The sequence below is a fragment of the Gordonia sp. (in: high G+C Gram-positive bacteria) genome, from assembly GCF_012515855.1.
GTDB lineage: Bacteria > Actinomycetota > Actinomycetes > Mycobacteriales > Mycobacteriaceae > Gordonia.
The window spans coordinates 47,411-68,800 of sequence record NZ_JAAYXO010000115.1 but is presented as its reverse complement, the minus strand read 5'-3'; the positions used below and the strand labels follow the sequence as shown (position 1 = coordinate 68,800).

At 68.3% G+C, this 21,390-nt stretch carries 19 protein-coding genes and 1 pseudogene; 5 read left to right on the top strand and 15 right to left on the bottom strand.

Going from position 1 to position 21,390, the window contains the following annotated elements; translation table 11 throughout:
- The first annotated feature begins 66 nt into the window (after nt 1–66).
- Nucleotides 67–213 carry a hypothetical protein gene (locus GX543_RS08675; protein WP_290851304.1) on the top strand — a complete coding sequence of 49 codons (147 nt, stop codon included), beginning with the start codon at nt 67–69 and terminating at the stop codon, nt 211–213.
- Here GX543_RS08675 and GX543_RS08670 read toward each other — a convergent pair.
- Together GX543_RS08670 and GX543_RS08665 are read right to left on the bottom strand one after the other, a co-directional pair.
- Entirely contained in the window at nt 210–458 is a 249-nt protein-coding gene (locus GX543_RS08670; RefSeq protein ID WP_290851303.1) for a hypothetical protein, read from the bottom strand. The two genes, GX543_RS08675 and GX543_RS08670, sit on opposite strands and share 4 nt — an antisense overlap.
- Nucleotides 459–593: 135 nt before the next feature.
- Nucleotides 594–1,865 carry a DNA polymerase III subunit delta' gene (locus GX543_RS08665; RefSeq protein WP_290851302.1) on the bottom strand — a complete coding sequence of 424 codons (1,272 nt, stop codon included), beginning with the start codon at nt 1,863–1,865 and terminating at the stop codon, nt 594–596.
- An 86-nt stretch (nt 1,866–1,951) separates the two neighbouring features.
- Here GX543_RS08665 and GX543_RS08660 point away from each other — a divergent pair, with 86 nt between their 5' ends.
- A complete protein-coding gene (locus GX543_RS08660) occupies nt 1,952–3,511 on the top strand; it encodes an adenylate/guanylate cyclase domain-containing protein (protein WP_290851300.1) in 1,560 nt (519 codons plus the stop codon).
- Between the two features lie 112 nt (nt 3,512–3,623).
- On the opposite strand, the gene topA is transcribed toward GX543_RS08660, so the two are convergent.
- The 3 genes from topA to GX543_RS08645 all read right to left on the bottom strand — a co-directional run bounded on the left by topA (nt 3,624) and on the right by GX543_RS08645 (nt 7,825).
- Nucleotides 3,624–6,737, bottom strand: coding sequence for a type I DNA topoisomerase (topA, locus tag GX543_RS08655; protein ID WP_290851298.1), 3,114 nt, complete (start codon nt 6,735–6,737; stop codon nt 3,624–3,626).
- A gap of 156 nt (nt 6,738–6,893) precedes the next feature.
- Nucleotides 6,894–7,469, bottom strand: coding sequence for a hypothetical protein (locus GX543_RS08650; RefSeq protein ID WP_290851297.1), 576 nt, complete (start codon nt 7,467–7,469; stop codon nt 6,894–6,896).
- A 152-nt stretch (nt 7,470–7,621) separates the two neighbouring features.
- Entirely contained in the window at nt 7,622–7,825 is a 204-nt protein-coding gene (locus GX543_RS08645) for a cold-shock protein (protein ID WP_290851296.1), read from the bottom strand.
- Between the two features lie 301 nt (nt 7,826–8,126).
- On the opposite strand from GX543_RS08645, the gene GX543_RS08640 reads away from it, so the two are divergent.
- Nucleotides 8,127–10,439: a DEAD/DEAH box helicase gene (locus tag GX543_RS08640; RefSeq protein WP_290851295.1), complete on the top strand. Its 2,313-nt coding sequence runs from the start codon at nt 8,127–8,129 to the stop codon at nt 10,437–10,439.
- Nucleotides 10,440–10,487: 48 nt separating this feature from the next.
- Here GX543_RS08640 and GX543_RS08635 read toward each other — a convergent pair.
- From GX543_RS08635 to GX543_RS08595, 9 genes and pseudogenes are all read right to left on the bottom strand, one after another.
- Nucleotides 10,488–10,832, bottom strand: a pseudogene (locus GX543_RS08635) (Rv3654c family TadE-like protein); the annotation flags it as partial.
- Nucleotides 10,831–11,190 carry a TadE family type IV pilus minor pilin gene (locus GX543_RS08630; protein WP_290851344.1) on the bottom strand — a complete coding sequence of 120 codons (360 nt, stop codon included), beginning with the start codon at nt 11,188–11,190 and terminating at the stop codon, nt 10,831–10,833. The pseudogene GX543_RS08635 and the gene GX543_RS08630, both read right to left, overlap by 2 nt.
- Before the next feature lie 57 nt (nt 11,191–11,247).
- Nucleotides 11,248–11,469, bottom strand: coding sequence for a DUF4244 domain-containing protein (locus GX543_RS08625; RefSeq protein ID WP_290851342.1), 222 nt, complete (start codon nt 11,467–11,469; stop codon nt 11,248–11,250).
- A gap of 103 nt (nt 11,470–11,572) precedes the next feature.
- Complete coding sequence (locus GX543_RS08620) at nt 11,573–11,854, bottom strand: hypothetical protein (RefSeq protein ID WP_290851293.1); 282 nt, start codon at nt 11,852–11,854, stop codon at nt 11,573–11,575.
- Nucleotides 11,855–12,092: 238 nt separating this feature from the next.
- The gene (locus tag GX543_RS08615; protein WP_290851292.1) at nt 12,093–12,662 is read right to left on the bottom strand and encodes a type II secretion system F family protein; all 570 of its coding nucleotides are present in this window, start codon (nt 12,660–12,662) and stop codon (nt 12,093–12,095) included.
- Nucleotides 12,659–13,453, bottom strand: a complete 795-nt coding sequence (locus GX543_RS08610; protein WP_290851290.1) for a type II secretion system F family protein — start codon at nt 13,451–13,453, stop codon at nt 12,659–12,661. The genes GX543_RS08615 and GX543_RS08610 overlap by 4 nt, the downstream gene beginning before the upstream one ends.
- Nucleotides 13,450–14,631 (bottom strand): TadA family conjugal transfer-associated ATPase, encoded by a 1,182-nt coding sequence (locus GX543_RS08605; protein WP_290851288.1) that lies wholly within the window; start codon nt 14,629–14,631, stop codon nt 13,450–13,452. The genes GX543_RS08610 and GX543_RS08605 overlap by 4 nt, the downstream gene beginning before the upstream one ends.
- Nucleotides 14,628–15,671, bottom strand: coding sequence for a septum site-determining protein Ssd (ssd, locus tag GX543_RS08600; protein WP_290851286.1), 1,044 nt, complete (start codon nt 15,669–15,671; stop codon nt 14,628–14,630). Before ssd ends, GX543_RS08605 begins: the two co-directional genes overlap by 4 nt.
- A gap of 92 nt (nt 15,672–15,763) precedes the next feature.
- On the bottom strand, nt 15,764–16,708 hold the full coding sequence (locus tag GX543_RS08595) for an alpha/beta fold hydrolase (protein ID WP_290851284.1): 945 nt from the start codon (nt 16,706–16,708) through the stop codon (nt 15,764–15,766).
- A 383-nt stretch (nt 16,709–17,091) separates the two neighbouring features.
- On the opposite strand from GX543_RS08595, the gene GX543_RS08590 reads away from it, so the two are divergent.
- Complete coding sequence (locus GX543_RS08590) at nt 17,092–17,910, top strand: HAD family phosphatase (protein WP_290851282.1); 819 nt, start codon at nt 17,092–17,094, stop codon at nt 17,908–17,910.
- 424 nt (nt 17,911–18,334) lie between these two features.
- Here GX543_RS08590 and GX543_RS08585 read toward each other — a convergent pair whose 3' ends face one another.
- Nucleotides 18,335–19,087 carry an oxidoreductase gene (locus GX543_RS08585; RefSeq protein WP_290851280.1) on the bottom strand — a complete coding sequence of 251 codons (753 nt, stop codon included), beginning with the start codon at nt 19,085–19,087 and terminating at the stop codon, nt 18,335–18,337.
- 231 nt (nt 19,088–19,318) lie between these two features.
- Between GX543_RS08585 and acs the strand changes: the two genes are divergently transcribed.
- Nucleotides 19,319–21,262: an acetate--CoA ligase gene (gene acs / locus GX543_RS08580; protein ID WP_290851279.1), complete on the top strand. Its 1,944-nt coding sequence runs from the start codon at nt 19,319–19,321 to the stop codon at nt 21,260–21,262.
- The last annotated feature ends 128 nt before the right edge of the window (nt 21,263–21,390 follow it).

Genomic DNA, 21,390 nt, shown 5'->3' with positions numbered 1-21,390 from the left:
CTGCCGGGCCGCCCCGTCGGACATATGATTGAGACAAATTTCGCCCCACCATACGAGGAGAAGCCGATGTCCGGGTTCATCGACAAGATCAAGCACAAGGCCGAAGCCGTGTCGGCTGCGATCGACAACGAGCTGACGGTTCTGGAGGGCGCGGGCGGCGACGATCCGTTGGCCGATCATGACGAGTCGAACGAAGCCGAGGCGTCGAGTTAGCTCGCGTTCCGAGCGCTCGTCATTCGCCAACTGACCAACAATCCGGTGCCGATCGGCAGGCTGATGACTGCGGCGAAGACCGCGGTCGGTATCAGCGGGTGCAGAAAGGCCTCGGCGCCGCCAGAACCCGCCGTGCCCCAGTAGAGAACGGCGACGGCGTAGAACAGTGCCGTCGCGATGCCGAGGCGCGCCAACAGCGCCCCCGTGTGGCCGAACCGGCCTCGAAATTTCCCCCAAGTGATCATGCCGTCAATTTCACGCGGTCGCCGATTCCGGTCCAAGCAGAGAATCGCGTAATCGACCATCATCGCTGGTCACCGGCTCGAAAGTTTTCTCCGGACCGGAGAAAATGGGGACCGCGGTCCGATTATCGGGTCGACCTATCGGCGCCCCAGCTCGCGTCCAATGCGCACCACCATCGCGTCGACGGCGAACTTCGGTTTCACGTTCTTCTCCAACTCCTCGCGACACTCGAGGACCGCTTCGATACACCGGAGGAGCTCGGCGGGCGAGGCGTGCCGAGCCATCGGGGTGGTCAGGTCCGGGGCCTTGTCAGGGTGCATCAGCGTCACCTCGGCACCCATCGACAGCGCGAGCCCGTCGCGGAAGAGTGCGGCCAGATCGACCAGCGCGCGATCGAGGGTGTCGCGCATCATTCGCGTGCGACGCGACTTCTGCCGCTTCTCGAGTTCCTTGATGACACCGGCTGTTCCTCGCGGCGGTCGTGCCGTGCCCTTCCCGGATCCGCCCGCGCCGAGGGCCGTCATCAACTCGTCAGTCTCCGCCGCATCGCGGGCCGCGCTGATCTGCGCGGCGACGTCGGTCGCCGTCTTGACGAGTTGCTCCGCGGCGGCGAACGCCGTCGAATCGCGAGTGGCGGCGCGCGCCAGACTCAGCGCCTGGTCGCGCTGCGCCCGGGACGCCTCGTCGGTCGCGAGGCGTTTGGCTCGGCCCACGTGGCCGCCGGACACCGAGGCCGCCCACTCCGCCCGATCGGGTTCGATGCCGTCGCGTTCCACGAGCACGCGCGCGATGTCCGCGGCGGCGGGCGCGGTCAGACCGACGTGGCGACACCGCGAGCGGAGGGTGATCGCGATGTCCTCCGGCGCCACCGACGGCGCACACAGCAGGAACAGGGTCCGGTCCGGCGGCTCTTCGACCGCCTTCAGCAGCGCATTCGCACCCTGCTCGGTGAGCCGGTCGGCGTCCTCGACCACCACGATCTGCCAGCGCCCGGTGGTCGGCCGCCGCGCCGCCAACTGCACGATGTCGCGGATCTGCGCGACCGAGATGGTGAGGCCTTCGGGAACGATGTGGCGGACGTCGCCGTGGGTGCCCGCCAGCACCGTGGTGCAGGCGCGGCACTCACCGCAGCCGACGATATCGGGCGACTGGCACTGGAGGGCTGCGGCGAAGCAGGTGGCGGCCACCGACCGCCCGCTGCCGGGCGGTCCGGTGAACAGCCAGGCGTGCGTCATCGACTCCCGGACGACGTGCTCGACCTCAGCGTCGGGTTGGTCGGCGAAGAGCGAAACCGCGCCGTCGTCTGATTGATCGAGTCGCGCAGCCACCGCCCGCGCCGATGTCGCGGCCACCAGCAGTTCGTCGATCAGCGCGTGCTGTCCGATCATTCGGCTAAAGACTTGCGTCACACCAGCAAGACTAAAGCCCCAGCTAGTGGGAACTTGCACCCGCTCGGGTGTTTAACAATTGCAAGCAGGCCGCTACTTTGGATGACATGGTCAAACGACGGTCCGGCTTGTCCAGGGCAGCGCACACCGTGCGCTGGCTGGCGCACACGCCGTGGCCCGTCCTGGCCCTCGACATGCTGCGCGCCAACCTGGTCGGCGCGCTGTTCACCTTCGCGTTTCTGCGGTTCGGCATGCCGCAGGTCGACTCGATCACCCTCAGTCAGTTCAACGCGCTCAATCAACTCGCGTTCGGTCTGTACCTGGTGGTCGCGATCGTGGTCGGCATCTACCTGACGATCGCGCTGAGCATGCCGGTGCTGATCTGGCATCGACGCCGCACCCGGCTCGACGACGAAGCGGCACGCCGGCGGGCGCTCAACCTCCCGACCCTCCTCACCCTGGTGAACCTCGGGCTCTGGACTGTGGGCGGATTCCTGCTGGCTGCGATCAACCTGCGTCAATCGACGAAGGATTTCGCGATCGTGCTGATGGCCAGCCTCATCGGCGCCCTGGTGACGGCCGTCCTGAGCTTCATGCAGACAGAGAAGGTGCTGCGGCCCATCACCATCGCCGCCATGGCCAACGACCCGGCCAACGCCAATGCGCCGGGCATTGCCACCCGGATCTCGGTGTTCTGGGCCGTTGCGGTCGCGGTTCCGCTCACCGTGATCGCCGCGTTGATCATCCTGCAGCAGACCGCGGTGATCGACACCGACGCCGAGGGACTCCAACGCCCCATCCTCTGGATGGCGGCTGCGGCCCTGGTCTTCGGTCTGCTCGCAATCACCCGTCTGGTTCGCTCGATCACCGACCCGGTGAAGCAACTGCGCTTCGCGTTGAACCAGGTGCGCGCGGGCAATCTGAACGTGGCGATGAAGATCTACGACGGCAACGACATCGGCCTGCTGCAGGCGGGTTTCAACGACATGGTGGCCGACCTCCGCGAGCGCCAGGAACTGCGCAACCTGTTCGGCCGCTACGTCGGCGAGGACGTCGCCCGTCGAGCCATCGAGACCGGTACCGAACTCGGCGGCGAGGAGCGGTACCTCGGTGTCCTGTTCGTCGACATCGTCGGATCCACCCGCCTCGCCGTCAACCGTCCGCCGCGCGAGGTGGTTGAGCTCCTCAACGAGTTCTTCGAGGTGGTCGTCGACGTGGTCGGCCGACACGGCGGCTTCGTCAACAAGTTCCAGGGCGACGCCGCGCTCGCCATCTTCGGCGCGCCGCTCGAGCAGGACGACTTCGCGGGCGCGGCTCTCGCCGCCGCCCGCGACCTGCGGGTGGAGCTCGCGCGACGGCTCGGCGACGTCGACATGGGCATCGGCGTCTCGGCGGGCAAAGCCGTCGCCGGGCACATCGGGGCCGAACAGCGTCTGGAGTACACGGTGATCGGCGACCCGGTCAATGAGGCCGCACGCCTCACGGAACTCGCCAAGGATGAACCGACCCGCGTGCTCGGCTCGGCTCGCGCGGTGTTCCTGGCCAGTGACGAGGAAGCCTCGCACTGGGAGATCGGCGAGGGTGTGGAACTCCGCGGCCGCGGCATCGAGACGCTCCTGGCACGCCCGGACATCGACGTCGCCGTCCCGACTCCCGACCTCGACTAGTCGGAGTTCGCTGGGGGTCCACCGGGGGCTTCACCGCACCCCGAAGACAAGCGTTCCCGCCCACCGCCTCTACGGCGTGAGCGGGAACCCCTGCGTCAAGATCGGCGGCTGCTCAGTCGTCGGCCTTCGGCGCTGCCTTCTTAGCGGTGGTCTTCTTGGCCGCGGTCTTCTTAGCGGCGGTCTTCTTTGCCGCCGTGGTCTTCTTGGCTGCCGTCTTCTTCGCTGCCGTCTTCTTCGCCGCGGTCGTCTTCTTGGCTGCCGTCTTCTTCGCTGCCGTCTTCTTCGCCGCGGTCGTCTTCTTAGCGGCAGTCTTCTTCGCGGTCTTCTTCGCCGCCTTCTTGGCCGGGCCGCGGGCGCGACGCTCCGCCAGCAACTCCATGCCGCGCTCGGGAGTGATGGTCGCGACCTCGTCGCCCTTCCGCAGGCTGGCGTTGGTCTCGCCGTCGGTCACGTACGGACCGAAGCGGCCGTCCTTGATGACCATCGGCTTCTCGCTGACCGAGTCGGTGCCGAGTTCGCGCAGCGGCGGCGCAGCTGCGGCGCGACCGCGACGCTTGGGCTCGGCGTAGATCTTGAGCGCTTCGTCGAGGGTCACCGTGAAGAGCTCGGCCTCGGTGGTCAACGATCGCGAGTCGGTGCCCTTCTTCAAGTAAGGGCCGTAACGGCCGTTCTGCGCGGTGATCTCCTCGTTGCTCTCCGGATCCACGCCGACCACGCGCGGCAGCGACAGCAGCTTCAGCGCGTCCTCGAGCGTGACGGTCGAGATCTCCATGCCCTTGAAGAGCGAACCCGTGCGGGGCTTCGGTCCGGCCTTCTTCGCAGCCTTCTTGGCGGTCTTCTTCGCGACCTTCTTGGCGGTCGTCGTCGCGGTCGCCACCGAGCCGGTCGCGACCTCGTCGAGCGCGACGATCTCCTCGCCCGCAGTACCGGGAGCGGTTCCCGCTCCGCCGTCACGCGGCGTCGGACCGGCCGGAATCGTCGGCACCGGTGCCGAGGTTCCGGGATCCTCGTCGTCGTCCTCCGCCGGCAGCAGTTCGGTCACGTAGGGACCGAAACGGCCTTCCTTGGCGACGATCTGATGGCCGGTGACCGGGTCGACGCCCAGCACCCTCCCCTCCTGCGGGGTCGCGAACAGCTTCTCCGCCACCTCGAGCGTCAGCTCGTCCGGCGTCATGTCGGCGGGCAGGTTGGCGCGCTTGAGGTCGGGTTCGGCATCCGGTCCCGCGACGTTCCGCTCCAGGTACGGGCCGTAGCGGCCGACACGCACCAGCACCGGCCGGCCTTCGGCGTCGTCGAAGAGCCGGATCGAGTTCACCTCGCGGGCATCGATGCCCTCGAGGTTCACGCCGACCAGCTTCTTGAGACCGCCCGCGCGAGCCATGGCGCCGGCGGCGTCGGAGTCGCCGGAATCCGCGGCGGCGTCGTCGGCACCGAAGTAGAACTCGGTGAGCCAGCGCGTACGGTCCTCGTTGCCCGACGCGATCTGGTCGAGGTCGTCTTCGAGCGAGGCGGTGAAGTCGAAGTCGACGAGGCTGTTGAAGTAGCTCTCCAGCAGGCCGACCACCGCGAACGCGATCCACGACGGGACCAGCGCGCTGCCCTTCTTGACCACGTAGCCGCGGTCCTGAATGGTGCCGATGATCGAGGCGTACGTCGACGGGCGACCGATGCCGAGTTCCTCGAGAGTCTTGACCAGGGAGGCTTCGGTGTAGCGAGCAGGCGGATTGGTGGAGTGTCCGTCGGCGGTCAGCGCGGCAGCGGTGAGCGCCTGGCCTTCCACCAGGTTCGGCAGGCGGGTCTCAGCGTCGTCGGCCTGACCGCCCGCGAGGGCGTCGACCGTCTCCACGTACGCCGACAGGAAGCCGGGGAAGGTGATGGTGCGGCCCGACGACGCGAAGGTGACCTCTTCGCCCGACGAGGCACGACCGCCGATGCGCAGACTCATGGTGGTACCGCGCGCGTCCGCCATCTGCGAGGCGACGGTGCGCTGCCAGATCAGCTCGTAGAGGCGGAACTCGTCGGAGTTGAGCGCCGAGGCCACCTCGCCGGGGGTCCGGAAGGTCTCGCCCGACGGCCGGATCGCCTCGTGCGCCTCCTGCGCGTTCTTGACCTTGCGGGTGTACTGGCGCGGCGTCGGGTGAACGTAGTCGTCGCCGTACAGCTGCCGCGCCTGGTTGCGCGCCGCGGTGATGGCTGACTCGCTCAGCGTGGTCGAGTCGGTACGCATGTAGGTGATGTAGCCGTTCTCGTACAGCCCCTGCGCGATGCGCATGGTGCGGTCGGACGAGAAGCGCAGCTTGCGGCCGGCCTCCTGCTGGAGGGTCGAGGTCATGAACGGCGCGTACGGGCGCCGGGTGTAGGGCTTCTCCTCCACCGACGTCACCGTCAGCGCGGCGCCGTCGAGGCCCGCCGCCAGCGCGGTGGCGCGCGCCCGGTCGAGAACGGTGACTCCGGCGGCCTTCTTGAGCGAACCGTCCTGCGCGAAGTCGCGGCCGGTGGCGACGCGGTCGTCGCCGATGCTCACCAGACGCGAGGCGAACGTGCGCGGGGTCGCCGACGCACCGGCGTCGAGCGTGGCCGCGATGTCCCAATACTCGGCGGAGACGAACGCCATGCGTTCCCGCTCGCGCTGCACGATGATGCGGGTGGCCACCGACTGGACACGGCCCGCCGACAACTTCGGCATGACCTTCTTCCACAGGACCGGCGAGACCTCGTAGCCGTAGAGGCGATCGAGGATGCGCCGGGTCTCCTGCGCGTCGACCATCGGCATGTCGAGCTCGCGCGGGTTCTCGGCGGCGGCGCGAATGGCCGATTCGGTGATCTCGTGGAAGACCATCCGCTTGACCGGGATCTTCGGCTTCAGCGTCTCGAGGAGATGCCACGCGATGGCCTCCCCCTCGCGGTCACCGTCCGTTGCGAGATAGAGCTCGTCGACGTCGCGCATCAGCGACTTGAGTTCGGTCACCGTGGACTTCTTGTCCGCGGACACCACGTACAGCGGTTCGAAGTTCTCGTCGACGTTCACACCGAGCCGCGCCCACGGCTGTCCCTTGTACTTGGCGGGCACGTCCGCAGCACCGCGTGGCAGGTCGCGGATGTGTCCGCGGGACGATTCGACCACGTAGTTGGCGCCGAGGTAGCCCGCGATCTTGCGGGCTTTGGTCGGCGACTCCACGATGACGAGACGCCGGACGGCGGGTGATGCGTTGTCGGTGGCGGCCACGGGTGCCCTTCAGTCGAAGAATTGCTGCTCGATGCCGTTGTACCTTATATAACGTGTGTTCTGCACGTCACCTCGGATTGTGCAACGGGACGTATGACCCACGCCACTGAAAAAATCCCGTAGGTCGAACAGGTTAAAAACGCCCCGCGGCGGCGCTCAGCCGCTCGGCCAATCGCCCGCGGGTGCGCCGTCGGGCGCGATCCCGACGGTTTCGGCCAATCGGGTGATGCGCTTGCGGCTCGAGACCCGCAGGCCCGGATGCGTCCCCCGGGTGCCGACGAGGGTGGGGGCGATCCCGATCCGCATCAGCGCGGTCGACAACGCGGCATGGGTGTCCGGGGCGGTCGGATCAAGTCCGAGAACATAGTGGGCGCCGTCGGCGCGACCGCCGGCCAGCGTCCACAGGCGTAGCGCGTGGGGCGTGGGGGTCCATCCCTCGGGGACCGACTTGACGGCCCCCGTCGTCCATGCGCGGTGCAGCGCGGTGATGCGGGGGTTGGCTTCCGTGCGTGCGATCGGATGACCTTCCTCGGACACCACGATCTCCGCCTCGAGACCTGCGCCGCGGATCTCTTCGCAGATCTCCTCCGCGCGCCATTGGTCGGCCACCACTACCGACACCCGGGCTCCCCAGCTGGTGTGCACTGATTGTCCTTGTGCCGCAAGCAGTCCGGCGAAGTCTGCGATGGCAGGATCCTCGATCTCCGCAGAGAAAAGCGACATCTGACTCACACCGATATCCTACGACCCCAATGTGACAGTTCGGTTTCTACCGCCGCGACCGGGGGCCTCCGGCCCCGACAAAAGACCGAACTCCCGGTCCGCGACTGCGGTCCGGGAGTTCGGAGAAGTCTTGGTGGAGCCCGGCAGGGCTCTGTGGAGACTTAGATAGCGCTGACGCCGGTGGCCTGCGGGCCCTTGGTGCCCTGACCGACCTCGAACTCCACGCGCTGGTCCTCTTCCAGGGTGCGGAAGCCGTTGCCCTGGATCTCGGAGTAGTGGACGAAAACATCGGCGTCGCCGTCGTCAGGCGCGATGAATCCGAAGCCCTTCTCCGCGTTGAACCACTTCACAGTTCCCTGTGCCATTTACTGCATTCCTTTACATTGCATTGCATACCCGGCGCGGCGGAGCCGCGGCGGTGGCCTGTTCGACCGCCGTACTTCAACGAGCCTCGCCGGGTGGCGATGAAACTAACTGCAGTACACCGGCCGCTCTTCCACTCCACCGAGGTGGAGCGTGCGGCCACATCAAGCTAAGCACGTTCCGGCCCGCAAAGACACCCCTGTGCGGAAGTTTTCGCTCGACGTGCCGTTTTGAGCAGAAAGTCCCTGCGTACTATCGGAGTTTCGAGGTCGACCACGAGGCACAGTTGGGGCGCAGAACACCATGGGGCAACCCAGCTACGGGAGCGAGCTGATCAGTCGCACGCTCGCCGGCATCGGCGAGGAGGCCAGCCCGCTGACTCACTTGTCGGTGATCGAGTCCCGTTCTGCCGAGTTCGCCGCCTGGCCCGAGTGGGTCCACCCCGCGGTCCGCGACGCGTTCGCCGAGCGCGGGCTGCGGCAGCCGTGGCGCCATCAGGCCGAGGCCGCGACGCTCGCCGCCGAGGGCACCCATGTGTGCATCTGCACCGGTACCGCGTCGGGCAAGTCGCTCGCCTACCAGCTTCCGGTGCTCACGACGTTCGCCTCCGACCCGAACGCGACGGCGCTCTATCTCTCCCCCACCAAAGCGCTCGGGACCGACCAGCTGCGGTCGGTGGCTCAGCTGATCGCCGGCATCCCCGAGTTCGCGCACCTGCAGCCGTCGTCGTACGACGGCGACACCGACTCGGAGTTGCGCCAGTGGGCGCGGATGCACTCGCGGTGGATCTTCACCAACCCCGACATGCTGCAGTTGGGCATCACCTCGACCCACCCCCGCTGGCGCGCCTTCTTCGCCAAGCTGCGGTACATCGTCGTCGACGAATGTCATCACTACCGCGGCGTCTTCGGTTCGCACACCGCGCTGGTGCTGCAGCGGACCCTCCGCATCGCCCGCAAGTACGGTGCCGACCCGGTGGTGATCGGTGCGAGTGCGACCGTCTCGAATCCGGCCCAGGCCCTGTCGCGGCTGATCGGCGAGGACGTGGTCGCGGTGACCGAAGACGCCTCGCCGCACGGCGAGCGGACGGTCGCCATGTGGGAGCCGGGTTTCCTGGACGAGGTGGTGGGCGAGAACGAGGCGCCCGTGCGCCGATCCGCGGGATCGGAGGCGGCCCGCCTGCTCGCTGACTTCGTCATCGAAGGCGCCCGGACCCTGTGCTTCGTCCGCAGCCGCCGCGGCGTCGAAGTCACTGCCGTCCGAGCGAAGCAGATCCTCGCCGAGTCCGCTCCGGACCTGGTCGACAGGGTGGCCGCCTACCGGGCAGGCTATCTGGCCGACGACCGTCGCCGACTCGAGAAGGCCATCTCCGACGGCACACTGCTCGGCGTCGCAACCACCAACGCCCTCGAGCTCGGCGTCGACATCTCCGGGCTCGACGCGGTGGTGGTCGCCGGATATCCCGGCACCGTGGCGTCGTTCTGGCAACAGGCCGGCCGAGCCGGTCGACGTGGCGAGGGCTCGATCGTCGTGATGATCGCGCGCGACGATCCCCTCGACACCTATCTCGTGCACCATCCCGATGCCCTGCTGAAGCGCTCGGTGGAGGCGACCGTCACCGACCCGACGAATCCGTTCGTCCTCGGGCCACACATGCTCTGCGCGGCCGCCGAGTTCCCGCTCACCGACAGCGAGGTCGCAGCCTTCGCCGCCGAGGAGGTGGTGGCCCAGCTGACCGCCGAGGGAAAGCTCAAGCGCCGCAAGGCGGGCTGGTACGCGGCCGCCGGACTCGACCCCCACGGCGACATCGACATCCGCGGCGGCATCGGCGGTCAGGTCTTGATCGTCGACGCCACCTCCTCGCGCCTGCTCGGCACCGTCGACACCGCCCGCGCAATGACCTCCGTCTACCCGGGCGCGGTCTACCTGCACCAGGGTGAGAGCTTCGTGGTCGACGAGCTCGACCTCGACGACGGCCTCGCCCTCGCCCATCCGGAGGAACCGGACTGGACCACGTCGGCGCGCGAGGTCAGCGACGTCGTCATCGTTGACACCCATGAGCAACGCAAGTACGGCCCGCTCACGGTCGCGAGCGTGTCCGTCGAGGTCACCGATCAGGTGGTCGGCTTCCTCCGGAAATCGCTCAGCGGGGAGATCCTCGATCAGGTCCCCCTCGACCTCCCCGAGCACCGACTCGCTACCCGCGCAGTGATGTACACCCTCACCCCCGAGGCGATGATCGACGCGGGCATCGCCCTCGACAAGTTCCCCGGTGCCCTCCATGCGGCCGAACACGCCGCCATCGGCATGCTCGGACTGGTCGCGACCTGCGACCGCTGGGACATCGGCGGCCTCTCAACCGCCATGCACCCCGGCACAGGCCTGCCGACCGTCTTCGTCTACGACGGCTACCCCGGCGGCGCAGGCTTCGCCGACCGCGGCTTCGAAGCCTTCACCGACTGGATCGACGCGACCGAAGTGGCCGTCTCCTCGTGCGGTTGCGCCTCGGGCTGCCCGTCGTGCGTGCAGTCGCCCAAGTGCGGCAACGGCAACGAACCCCTCGACAAGAAGCACGCCATCACCCTGCTCCGCCTCATCAGCCGCCTCCACGACTGACCGGCCTACCGCCACGCCCTTCCTGCCGCCACACTCGCCCCCCCAGACCTACGACTCCACCGGCCCCGCCCGAGCGACCGCCGTCGCCTCCCGCACCCCGAACCGACCCAACCGCACCGACACCGCGACCCGAACCTGCACATCATCACCGTCCACGGTGCAACGCACCACCCGCGGCGCTCCCTCCTGCTTCGCCGCCAGCAGTCGTGCCTCCGCACACGCCTCGCCCTCCCCCGTCAACTGCGCCGACGCCCCCGCCAACGCCACCAGATCGGCCGCCGACTGCGCCCGATGACGCGCCACCACCGCCGCCCCGACATACAGCATCGCCACCAGCAGGACCGCCAGCCCGGCGATCACCGCAGCGCCCGCAATGGTCGAGAACCCCTCGTCAGTCCCCTGCCGTCGACTCCCCTGCCGTCGACTCCCCTGCCGTCGACTCCCCTGCGGTCGGCTCCCGCGCTGCGACCGCCCGCGCCGACACCGTGAGCATCGGGAGGAGCGGCACCCCCGCCGACACCTCCACGACCACTTCGTCGCCCTCACCGCCCACCTCGATCTCCGCCCCGCTCGGCGCGACGGCCGCCCCCACCCGCCGCGCCGACTCGTCGCCCGCTGCCGTGAGCCTGGCGACTTCGCGCGCCGCATCCGTGCACTGGATCTGCGCGGCGACCCCCGCCACCCCGCCGACCCCGATCAACAAAAAGGCGGCGATTGCCGCCATCGCGTAAGCCGCCTCCACCGAGACCATCCCGGTGTCGTCGCGCAGCAGCAGCCGCCACCGCACGACGACTCGGCCCGCCACCGCTCATCCCGTCGTCGTGTTGAGCGCCCGGCCGATGATCCCGGTAAGGGCAGTCATCACCGAGTCACCGGTCACCACCGTGTACAGCAGCGCACCGAAGGCGGCGGCTGCAATCGTGCCGATCGCGTATTCGGCCGTGCTCATTCCTTCTTCGTCGCTCACCAGCCGCATCGTGAGATCACCGATCTCTCGACACCGCTGTGCGATCACCCCTCCGATAACCATGACTTCCCCCGAAATCCGATCCTCCACCCGCAGGTGCTTGCACTCCTTTAGACGCAGCGGCGGTCGTTTCGGTTCCACAAGCAACGCATCGGCGTGTCGCGGCTCAGGCCCCGCAGGTCCTCGACGGGCCGAATCTGGCCGAGCACCAGTCACCGAAGTCGAGCATGTGCAGCACGGTGACGCCGTCTTCGGCCGACGGCGCCAGCAGGGCGTTCCACGATTCGCCGACGAAGTATCCCAACGGCGGTCCGTACCGGTTCGTCATCGTCGCCAGCGTCACCTCGATGCCATCGCCCGCCGCGGCCCACGTCGCAGGCCAGTCCTCGACGTTGGCGGCCCCGTCCGCCAGAACCACGGTGGCGGTGCCGTTCGGACTCAGCGTCAACTGCCGGTGGTCGCTGTGCCGGTGTCGCCGTCGCACGCGGTGGCCCCGCCCACCACGAGTGCAGCCGCGACCACCGAGGTGGTCATTCGGATGACTGCGTGCGTGTCCATGAATCGAGCGTGCGCGCGACCAACCGGCCGAGGGAAGGGCCCGACTCCGACATTCTGTCGATCAAATGACGGACAGAAACACCGTCGCGATCGCATCCGATTGACGCAGACATCGCCGCCTCACGACTTCACAGGCCGACGAGCAACTCCGACGCCAACCCGATCACCACCGGCACGATCCCCAGGCACACGAACGCAGGCAGGAAGCACAGCCCCAGCGGGCCGCTGATCTTGACGCCGGCACGCTCGGCAGCCTCCAACGCCTCGTTCTCCGCGCGACGCCGCGTGCCGTCGGCAAAGCCCGCCACCGCCTCGGCCAATGCCGAACCGGCCCGCGACGCACGACGAACCAACGCCGCGAGGTCCGCGAAATCGCGCATGTCCGTGGGCTTCGTCGCCCACGCACGCTCCGGATCCGACCCCAGCGCCAACAGATCCGCCGCGCGGAGGAACGGCTGCCGCAGTTGCGGCGGCGACGCATGCGCCGCTACCTGCGCCGCAGTGGCGAGCGGCAGTCCGGCCCGCAGACAGACGGCGAGCGTGTCGTAGCCTGCCGCGAGATCGAACGGGTCCGGCTCCCCGCCCGCGCCCTCCGGCGCTGCCGTCGCGCCACCGGCGACACTCGCCCTGCGCAGCACCCACTCCGGCGACGGCCACGCCAGAAGTGCCGCGGCCAGCAGCAGAAACGGCACCATCATCGCGAGACCACCTTGTCGGTGATCCGACCCGACCACAGCACGCCACCCACCGACAGGCCCGTCCCGACCACCAGCAGGACGCCTCCGATCCCAGTGTGTAACAGCACGCCGATCGGCCCGGCCCCCATCGCCTCACCGAGCAGCAACCCGAGGATCGGGAGCCCCGCCAGCACCGCGGCCGTCGCCCGCGGACCGGCCAACCCGGCTTTGGTGCGTGCCGCGAAGTCCTGCCGGGCCACGAGGTCCGCGCGCAACGCGGCCAGCACGTCGCCGACGGGCAAGCCGAACCTCAGGGACGTCGACCACGCCTCGGCCAGCCGGCGCACCGCGCCGCTGTGCGCCGCCGGCCCGGGATCGCCGCCCAGCTCGGCGCGCGCGGCCATCAATGCCAGCTCCGGCCCCACTGGGCCGCCGTCGTCGGCCGACGCCAACTCCGACGCCGCCGCGCGGCATGCCCCGACCACCGGCGCGCCGACGGAGAGTTCGGCGCCCATCACCGCGAGCGCCGCGATGAGTTCGCGAACATCGCGATCGCGTTCCGCGTCGCGCACGCCCCGCCGACGCTGCCGGGTGACCAGACCCGCCACCATGGCGCCCGCGATCCCTGGCGCGGGACCGAAACCGACGACTCCGACCACCGGTAGCGCCCAGATCAACTGCCATGGATCGACTCGTCGACGCACCGGCCGACCGCCGACGCCGACCAACCGCTCGAGCCGACGCTGCGATTCCGGAATCGGCCACAGCACCAGGAGTGCGGCGACGGCGACCAACAGCGCCCCCGGGTTCACCGCCGCTCCCCGATCAGCCGATCGAGCACCTCGCGCCGATCGGTGAAGCCGCCGATGCGACGCCACACCGGTTCCACCCGCACCATCCCGCGCTCATCGCGCTCCACGACCCCGATCTCGTTGAGTCCGCGACGGCCCGAACGATCGCGCCCGACGCCGAGGATCACCTGAATGGCCGGGCCGAGCTGACTGTGCAGAGCCGCTCGTTCCATTCCGCCGAGCGCCGCCAGTGCCTCCATCCGGGCGGGAACTTCACCGATCGAATTGGCGTGCAGCGTCCCCGCACACCCGTCATGACCGGTGTTGAGCGCGGTCAGCAGGTCGATCACCTCGGCGCCTCGCACCTCCCCGACGACGATCCGATCCGGCCGCATCCGCAAGGCCTGCCGGACGAGCGTCCGCACCGTCACCTCACCGACGCCTTCCACGTTCGCCGCACGCGCCACCATGCGCACCACGTGCGGATGGTGGGGTTCGAGCTCGGGAGCGTCCTCGACGCACAGGATCCGATCGCCCGGATCCACCAGGCCCAGAAGGCTGTTCAGCACCGTGGTCTTGCCCGCGCCGGTCCCGCCGACCACCAGAAACGCCAGCCGGGCAGCCACGATCGCCGCCACCGTCTCGGCGATCTCCGTCGGCACGGAACCGCAGGCGACGAGGCTCTCGAAGTCGTGTGTCGCGCCACGCAGCACCCGCAGCGAGATGCACGTGCCGTCGGAGGCGAGCGGCGGGATCAGCGCATGCAGTCGGATCTGAAACTCGCCGCGTCCCACACCGGTCAGGCGACCGTCCACCCACGGTTGCGCATCGTCGAGGCGTCGTCCGGCACTCAACGCGAGCCGAGAGGCGAGACGGCGGACACCCGCTTCGTCATCGAAGACGACGTCGGTCAACTCCAGTCCATCCCCGCGATCGGCCCAGACCCGCTGCGCCCCCACGACCAGCACGTCCGTCACCGACGGATCGGCCAGCAGCACCTCCAAGCGCCCGACCCCGATCATCTCGGTCTGGAGATACCGCAGCACCGCAAGCAGATCGGTGTCGCCGAGCAGACCGCCCGACTCCGCCCTGATGGCCGACGCGATCACGTCAGGCGGCGGCGCGGACGACGACCCGCCCGCCTCCGTTGCGAGGCGCTGCCGAACACGATCGAGAAGATTCGCGTCGATCGCCGTCATCGCGCGGGCACTCCGAGTCGCTCGCACACGGCTTCGGCGGCCTTCACCAGGGGCGAGAAGCGGCGAAGCACCAACCCGCCCGACTCGCAGCGCGCGGCCAACGCCGGTTCCGGGCGTAGGTGCGCGAGGAGCGGGAGGCCGATCGAGTCGGCCACCTGGCGGGCGGTCAATCCGCTGGGCGACGGCCCGCGGACCAGCAGCGCCGGTTCGCGATCGGCCAGCATCCGCGCGACGGTCCGACGCGTCGCGGCCACGGAGGGCACTGTCGCGCACGCGACGACCACCGTCAGATCCACCGAGTCGACAACGCCCGCCGCCACCGGCCCGGGCTCGCGTCCCACGTCGGCCACCACGACGTCACCGTTTCCACGTCCGGCGTCGAGGACGGCCATCACCGTCTCCGGCAGCAGCGGTACTGCGGCGTCGCGCGCTCCCGCGAGCACCCCGACTCCCCGGGTTCGCGGCACGGCGGCGCGCAGAGCGGCGCCGCCGATGGCCCCGGTCTCACCGTTCACATCGGGCCACCGCAAGCCGGCCGCGGCCTCGAGGCCCAGCATCAAGTCCGCACCCGCGCCGGCTTGATCGACGTCGAGCAGCAGCACCTTCGCCGACCGCGCTGCCACCAGCGCAACGGCTGCCGCCAACGTGCTCGCGCCGGCGCCACCGTGACCGGGGACCACCGCGACCGCGCCCGCTCGATGTCGCCGCGGCTCGCGGACTCGCGTCAAGGCGGCGACCAGCGCACCCTCCTCGTCGGGGAGGACGAACCCGCCGTCGGCACCGAGCGCCAGCCCGGACCGCCACAGTTCGCCGTCGCCGTCCGGAGCAGAAACCGCGAACAGCCCCGGTCGGCGAGGCAGCCCGACGGCCCCGAGAACGCGCAGCGAGTCGGCGTCCGCGACCACGGCGGCCGCCCGCATCCACTGGTGCCGCGCCCGCTCCGCCTCGGCGATCACCATCGAGTAGCCGGCGGCCGCACTGCACCGCGCGAGATCGTCGTGGAGTTCTTTGCCCGCCAGGACCAGCAGCACATCGCTCATGCGTCGAGCGTGCGCCCCCGGACCGGTTCAAGAAACCGCGTCATCCACAGAATCCGACACTTCCATCCACAGACGTGCACATACTCGCGACGCTACGACTGCCCGGTGAACGGCGGCACGAACGAGCACGGCACCTTGACCGGGTTCTTCTCGTCCAGGGCGTTGAGCGCGAAGTACGCCGCGCGACGCGAACCGGCGATGGCGAGGTGATCGCTGTAGTCCTGCGAGCAGGTGTCCTGCACGACGATGTTCTTGACGTTCTCGCCCTTGCGGCCGCGCACGTAGCCTGCGGTGTAGGGAATCACGAGCTCGTCGTACCGGGTCATGATGTTGGTGTACTTGACACCCTTGACGTACGGGCTGCCGCCGCGCCAGATCTTGTTGTTGACGTCCGAGCCCGGCATCATTCCGCCGCAGCCGATGCACATCGGCATCGGCACGTTGCCGAGCAACTGCCCGAGGGTCTTCGACTGCGGGGTCAGCGAGCCGGTGCCCTTCCACAGCGGTGCGATCGACACGTAGTTGGTCACCTTGTCCGCGCCGCCGTAGTACTTCAAGTAATAGGTCGGCATGTAGGTGCCCTGCGAGTGGCCGATCAGGTCGACGGTCTCGGCACCGGTCGACTTGCGCACCCGCTCGACGAACTTGGCGAGTTGCGCGGCACTGACCTGGATCTTGTCCATGCCGCCGACCGCAGTGAACGGCCAGGGCAGTCCCGGCAGCGCGCCGTAGGTGAGCGCGAAGACGCAGTAGCCGCGGTTCTTCAGCATCGGGACGTACGAACCCCAGTTGGTGGTCTTGGCGCCGCCGGTGCCGTGGACCAGGATCACCGGACGCGGGTGCTCCGCGCTCGGCTTACAGGAGAAGTCGTTGGAGCCAGGCAGCGAACCGCCCGGATGCTGGAGTTCGTACGGGATGCCGCCGAAGAAGTTGTAGTTCTCCGGGAGCTTGGGTTCGGCCTGCGCCGGTGCGATCACGGTGACCGCACCGAGCAGTGCGGCACACACGGCCACCACGAGACGTAGGACGGATTTCATGCGGGAGCTCCCCCTGTGAGATTCGTGTCAGACACCTGTCCAGGCGTCACATTCTTGAACCTACAGCGCAATATCGCGCAGCGTGAGACTATTGACTAGAAACGTCTCTATTCATCAGGGCGCGAGCTCTGGGTGCGCATCAGAGGAAAAGGTCTAGAAATAGGGACGACCCCGGCCAGGGGGGAGGAGGCCGGGGTCATCAGCGTTTCAGCCCCGGGGGGTCGGGCTGAAAGCTACCGGCGTGAACCGGATATCTACAACCTACACGCGTAGACGCGAACATTGCAACACCAACTATCTCCGCCATTTGTTCCCCCGGTCACACTTTGCGGGATTACTTCCGCCCTTCCCCTGATTCCTCGGGTCGTCGTAGGATTTGCGGTGTGACCTCGACGTCATCCAGCCGAATCGCCGCGTTCTTCGACCTCGACAAGACTGTGATCGCCCGATCCAGCGTACTGGCTTTCACCAAACCCTTCTTCGAGGGCGGCCTGCTCACCCGTCGCGCGATGCTGAAATCAGCGATCGCCCAACTGCAATTCCTCCTCGCATCGGCCGAAGCCGATCAAGTGGAGCGCCTCCGCAAACACGTGACAGACATGTGCCGGGGGTGGGACGCGGAACAGGTCCGCGAGATCGTCTCCGAGACCTTGGACGACGTGGTCCGACCGACCATTTTCGCCGAAGCCGCCGCGTTGATCGCCGAACACAAGAACGCCGGCCACGACGTCGTGCTGATCTCCGCCTCGGGCATCGAGATGGTGGAGCCGATCGGCGAACTGCTGGGCGTCGACCACGTCCGCGCCAGCATCATGCACATCGAGGACGGCCACTACTCGGGCGAGCTCGAGTTCTACTGCTACGGCGAGAACAAGGCCGCCGCCGTCCGCGAACTCGCCGACGAGCGCGGGTACCGCCTCGACGACTGCTACGCCTACTCCGACTCGAGCACCGATCTGCCGATGCTGACCGCGGTCGGCCACCCGGCGGTGGTGAATCCCGACAAGGCGCTTCGCCAGCACGCGAGCGAAAACGGTTGGGAGATCCTCGATTTCCCGAACCCCCTAGCCCACCCGACATGGCCCTCGAAACCGGTACTGGCGCGTACTGCGTTGTGTGCCACTGGAATCGGCGCAGCCGCGGCAGCCGCCATCATCTACCAACTCCGACACTCGAAAAACCCCAGGCCAGAGGCCGCATAAGTTTTTCCACAAAGCCCTTGATGTGATGCCGGTCACCGTGTACAAATGAAGTTACGGAACCCCGGACGGCAAAGCTTCTACCGGAAGAGAAGGTAGAAACCCCCGGCTCGGCAAGTTCCCAGCACGGGCGGCAAGCACCCACGCGGAGCGCGCCGCATTGGCAGAAGTGTTGTGCGCTTGCGACATTGCAGGCGTTATTCGCGACTCGCGCTGATCCCCGATCTACCTTCGAGTCACGACGAGACGTCAGCTTTCCCTCGCCTAGGCGATCCCACAACCCACATATGCACGCATTGGTATCTTGAGTCCGTGCTTGCGGGCGGCAATCCGAACCGGGAATCCGGTCGGGCGGCCGCCCGCAAATATGTGCGCTGAAGCCCTGCTCACCGGCTATGTAGGAAGAACCGGTGAGCCCCCGCCGCAGCTACTGTCCGCGAGCGGCGTCGGCAATCGACTTCGCCTCGTCCGCGCCGGCCTCCATCGCTTCGCAGCAGAAGACGATCCACGCGGCGAGCGCTTCGGGATCACCGGTCGCGAACTGCGCCGACAATTCGCGGTACTCGCCGAGCCGCTTGAGCCAGGTCACCTCGGGAACACAGAGCAGATGCGGATCCAGACCGGTGGTCGCCGACACCAGCCGCGACGCCGCGCGCGCGACGACGCCATTCGCCTCGGCGAACGGCGCCAGGACCAGCAGGTCGCCGTGCACCACGGCCGCCAGCACCGGCGCAGGCACCGCGGTGCCACCGGTGATCAACTGGCCGAGGAAATCCAGTCGCTGTGCGATGTGCGGCTCCGAGCGCGGCCGCCCCAACAGCGCGGCGTCATCGACCAGATCAGATGCGGCCAGCGTGTGCAGGCGCGCCAGGGCCTGCGCCGGCGCGCGACGGAATACCGCGACCGCCTGATCGATCGCATCGCTGTCGAGGGACTGCGCCACGCGAATCGCACCTGCGGCGATCGGATCCCCCAGGTCGTCGCGAGAGATGTCGGTGGTGGCGCCGTCGATGGCGGCCGACGACCGCCCCGCGCGCCACGAGGCCTCGCGAGAGGTCTTGTCCCACTGGCGCAGGTTGATCGGGTGCCGGTGCGCGGCGCTCACCGCGTCGCGCGCCCGGTCGGAGGCATCGCGGACGCCGGGAAGGTCGAGCAGGGGTGCCAGCGGATCTTGACTCACCCGGTCAAGGGTAGTCACCGTGAGAAGCGCACGCCGCGCCCGCCGCCGATCGCGAAGGATCGACCGTTTATCGCGCGCAACCCGCATGCAACCGTGACGACGTCACACTGCAAGGATGAAGTGACTACCTTCACATAAAAGATCTTCGCCCTGCCGTCCGGGCCCGGCCTCGCCGCGAGACCGGGTTTGCACAGTGACCGGAATTGAACAGTATGGAAAGGCATAACGACGATGTCCTCGAGCGCTAACCAGGTCTACCCCCCGTCCCCAGAATTCGCAGCCAACGCCAACGCGACGGCGGCGATGTACGACCGCGCCGAGGCCGACCCGATGGAGTTCTGGGCCGAGCAGGCCCGCCGTCTCGATTGGGAGACCCCGTTCGGCGAGGTCCTCGACTGGACCAACGCACCCTTCGCCAAGTGGTTCGTCGGCGGCAAGCTCAACGTCGCGTACAACTGCGTGGACCGCCATGTGGCAGCAGGTAAGGGCGACCGCGTCGCCATCCACTGGGTCGGCGAGCCCGGCGACTCCCGTGACATCACCTACCGCCAGCTCCAGGCCGAGGTCTCCCAGGCCGCGAACTACCTCTCGGCGATCGGCCTGCAGACCGGCGACCGCGTCGCGATCTACATGCCGATGGTGCCCGAGGCCATCGTCTCGATGCTCGCCTGCGCGCGCCTCGGCCTGACTCACTCCGTGGTCTTCGCCGGATTCTCGGCCACCGCGCTGCGCTCGCGCGTCGACGACGCCGAGGCCAAGGTCGTCATCACCACCGACGGCCAGTACCGCCGCGGCAAGCCGGCCCCGCTGAAGGTCGCCGTCGACGAGGCCCTCGGCACCGGCGACGACGCCGCGAAGTCGGTCGAGAAGGTCATCGTCGTCCGCCGTACCAACCACGAGGACGACCTGAACTGGGTCGAGGGTCGCGACGTCTGGTGGGAGGACACCGTGGGCGAGGCCTCCCCCGACCACACGCCGGAGGCCTTCGACGCCGAGCACCCGCTGTTCCTGCTGTACACCTCCGGCACCACGGGCAAGCCGAAGGGCATCGTCCACGCATCGGGTGGATACCTGACGCAGGCCAGCTACACCTTCCACAACGTCTTCGACCACAAGGAGGGTCGCGACGTCTTCTGGTGCGGCGCCGACATCGGCTGGGTCACCGGACACTCGTACCTCGTCTACGGTCCCCTCTCGAACGGCGCCACCGAGGTGATCTACGAGGGCACCCCGAACACGCCCGACGAGCACCGCCACTTCCAGATCATCGAGAAGTACGGCGTCTCGATCTACTACATCGCCCCCACGCTCATCCGCACCTTCATGAAGTGGGGCCGCGAGATCCCCGACGCCCACGACCTCTCGTCGCTGCGCCTGCTCGGCAGCGTCGGCGAGCCGATCAACCCGGGTGCCTGGCAGTGGTACTACGAGGTCATCGGCAATAAGAAGTGCCCGATCGTCGACACCTGGTGGCAGACCGAGACCGGCGGCATCATGATCTCGCCGCTCCCCGGCGTCACCGCGTGCAAGCCGGGTTCGGCCATGCGTCCGCTGCCCGGCATCAGCGCCAACATCGTCGACGACAACGGCAACAGCGTCGCCGACGGCGAACAGGGCTACCTGGTCCTCGACAAGCCGTGGCCGGGCATGCTCCGCGGCATCTGGGGCGACGAGGACCGTTTCAAGGAGACCTACTGGTCGCGCTTCGCCGAGCAGGGCTGGTACTTCGCAGGCGACGGCGCCCGGTACGACGAGGACCACGCGCTCTGGGTGCTCGGTCGCGTCGACGACGTGATGAACGTGTCGGGCCACCGGATCTCCACCTCCGAGGTGGAGTCGGCACTGGTGGCGCACAGCGCCGTCGCCGAGGCCGCGGTCATCGGCGCCGCCGATGAGACCACCGGCCAGGGCATCGTCGCCTTCGTCATCCTGATGGAGGGCGCAACGGACACCGGCGAGGCGCTGATCGCCGAGTTGCGCGAACAGGTCGCGGTCGACATCTCGCCGATCGCGAAGCCGCGCGAGATCAACGTGGTACCCGAGCTGCCCAAGACTCGCTCCGGCAAGATCATGCGTCGCCTCCTCAAAGACGTCGCGGAAGGTCGCGAACTCGGCGACACCTCGACCCTGGTCGATCCGTCTGTGTTCGAAGCGATCCGATCGCGTCGCGGCTGACCTCTGGCGCACCTTCACACGCCTGCCGACGACACCGCTGCACCCGCGACACACGTCGCCGGTGCGGCGGTGTCGTTTCGCCCGAAGACGCGACGTGGCACCATGAGACCGACCCAAACGATCTTCAA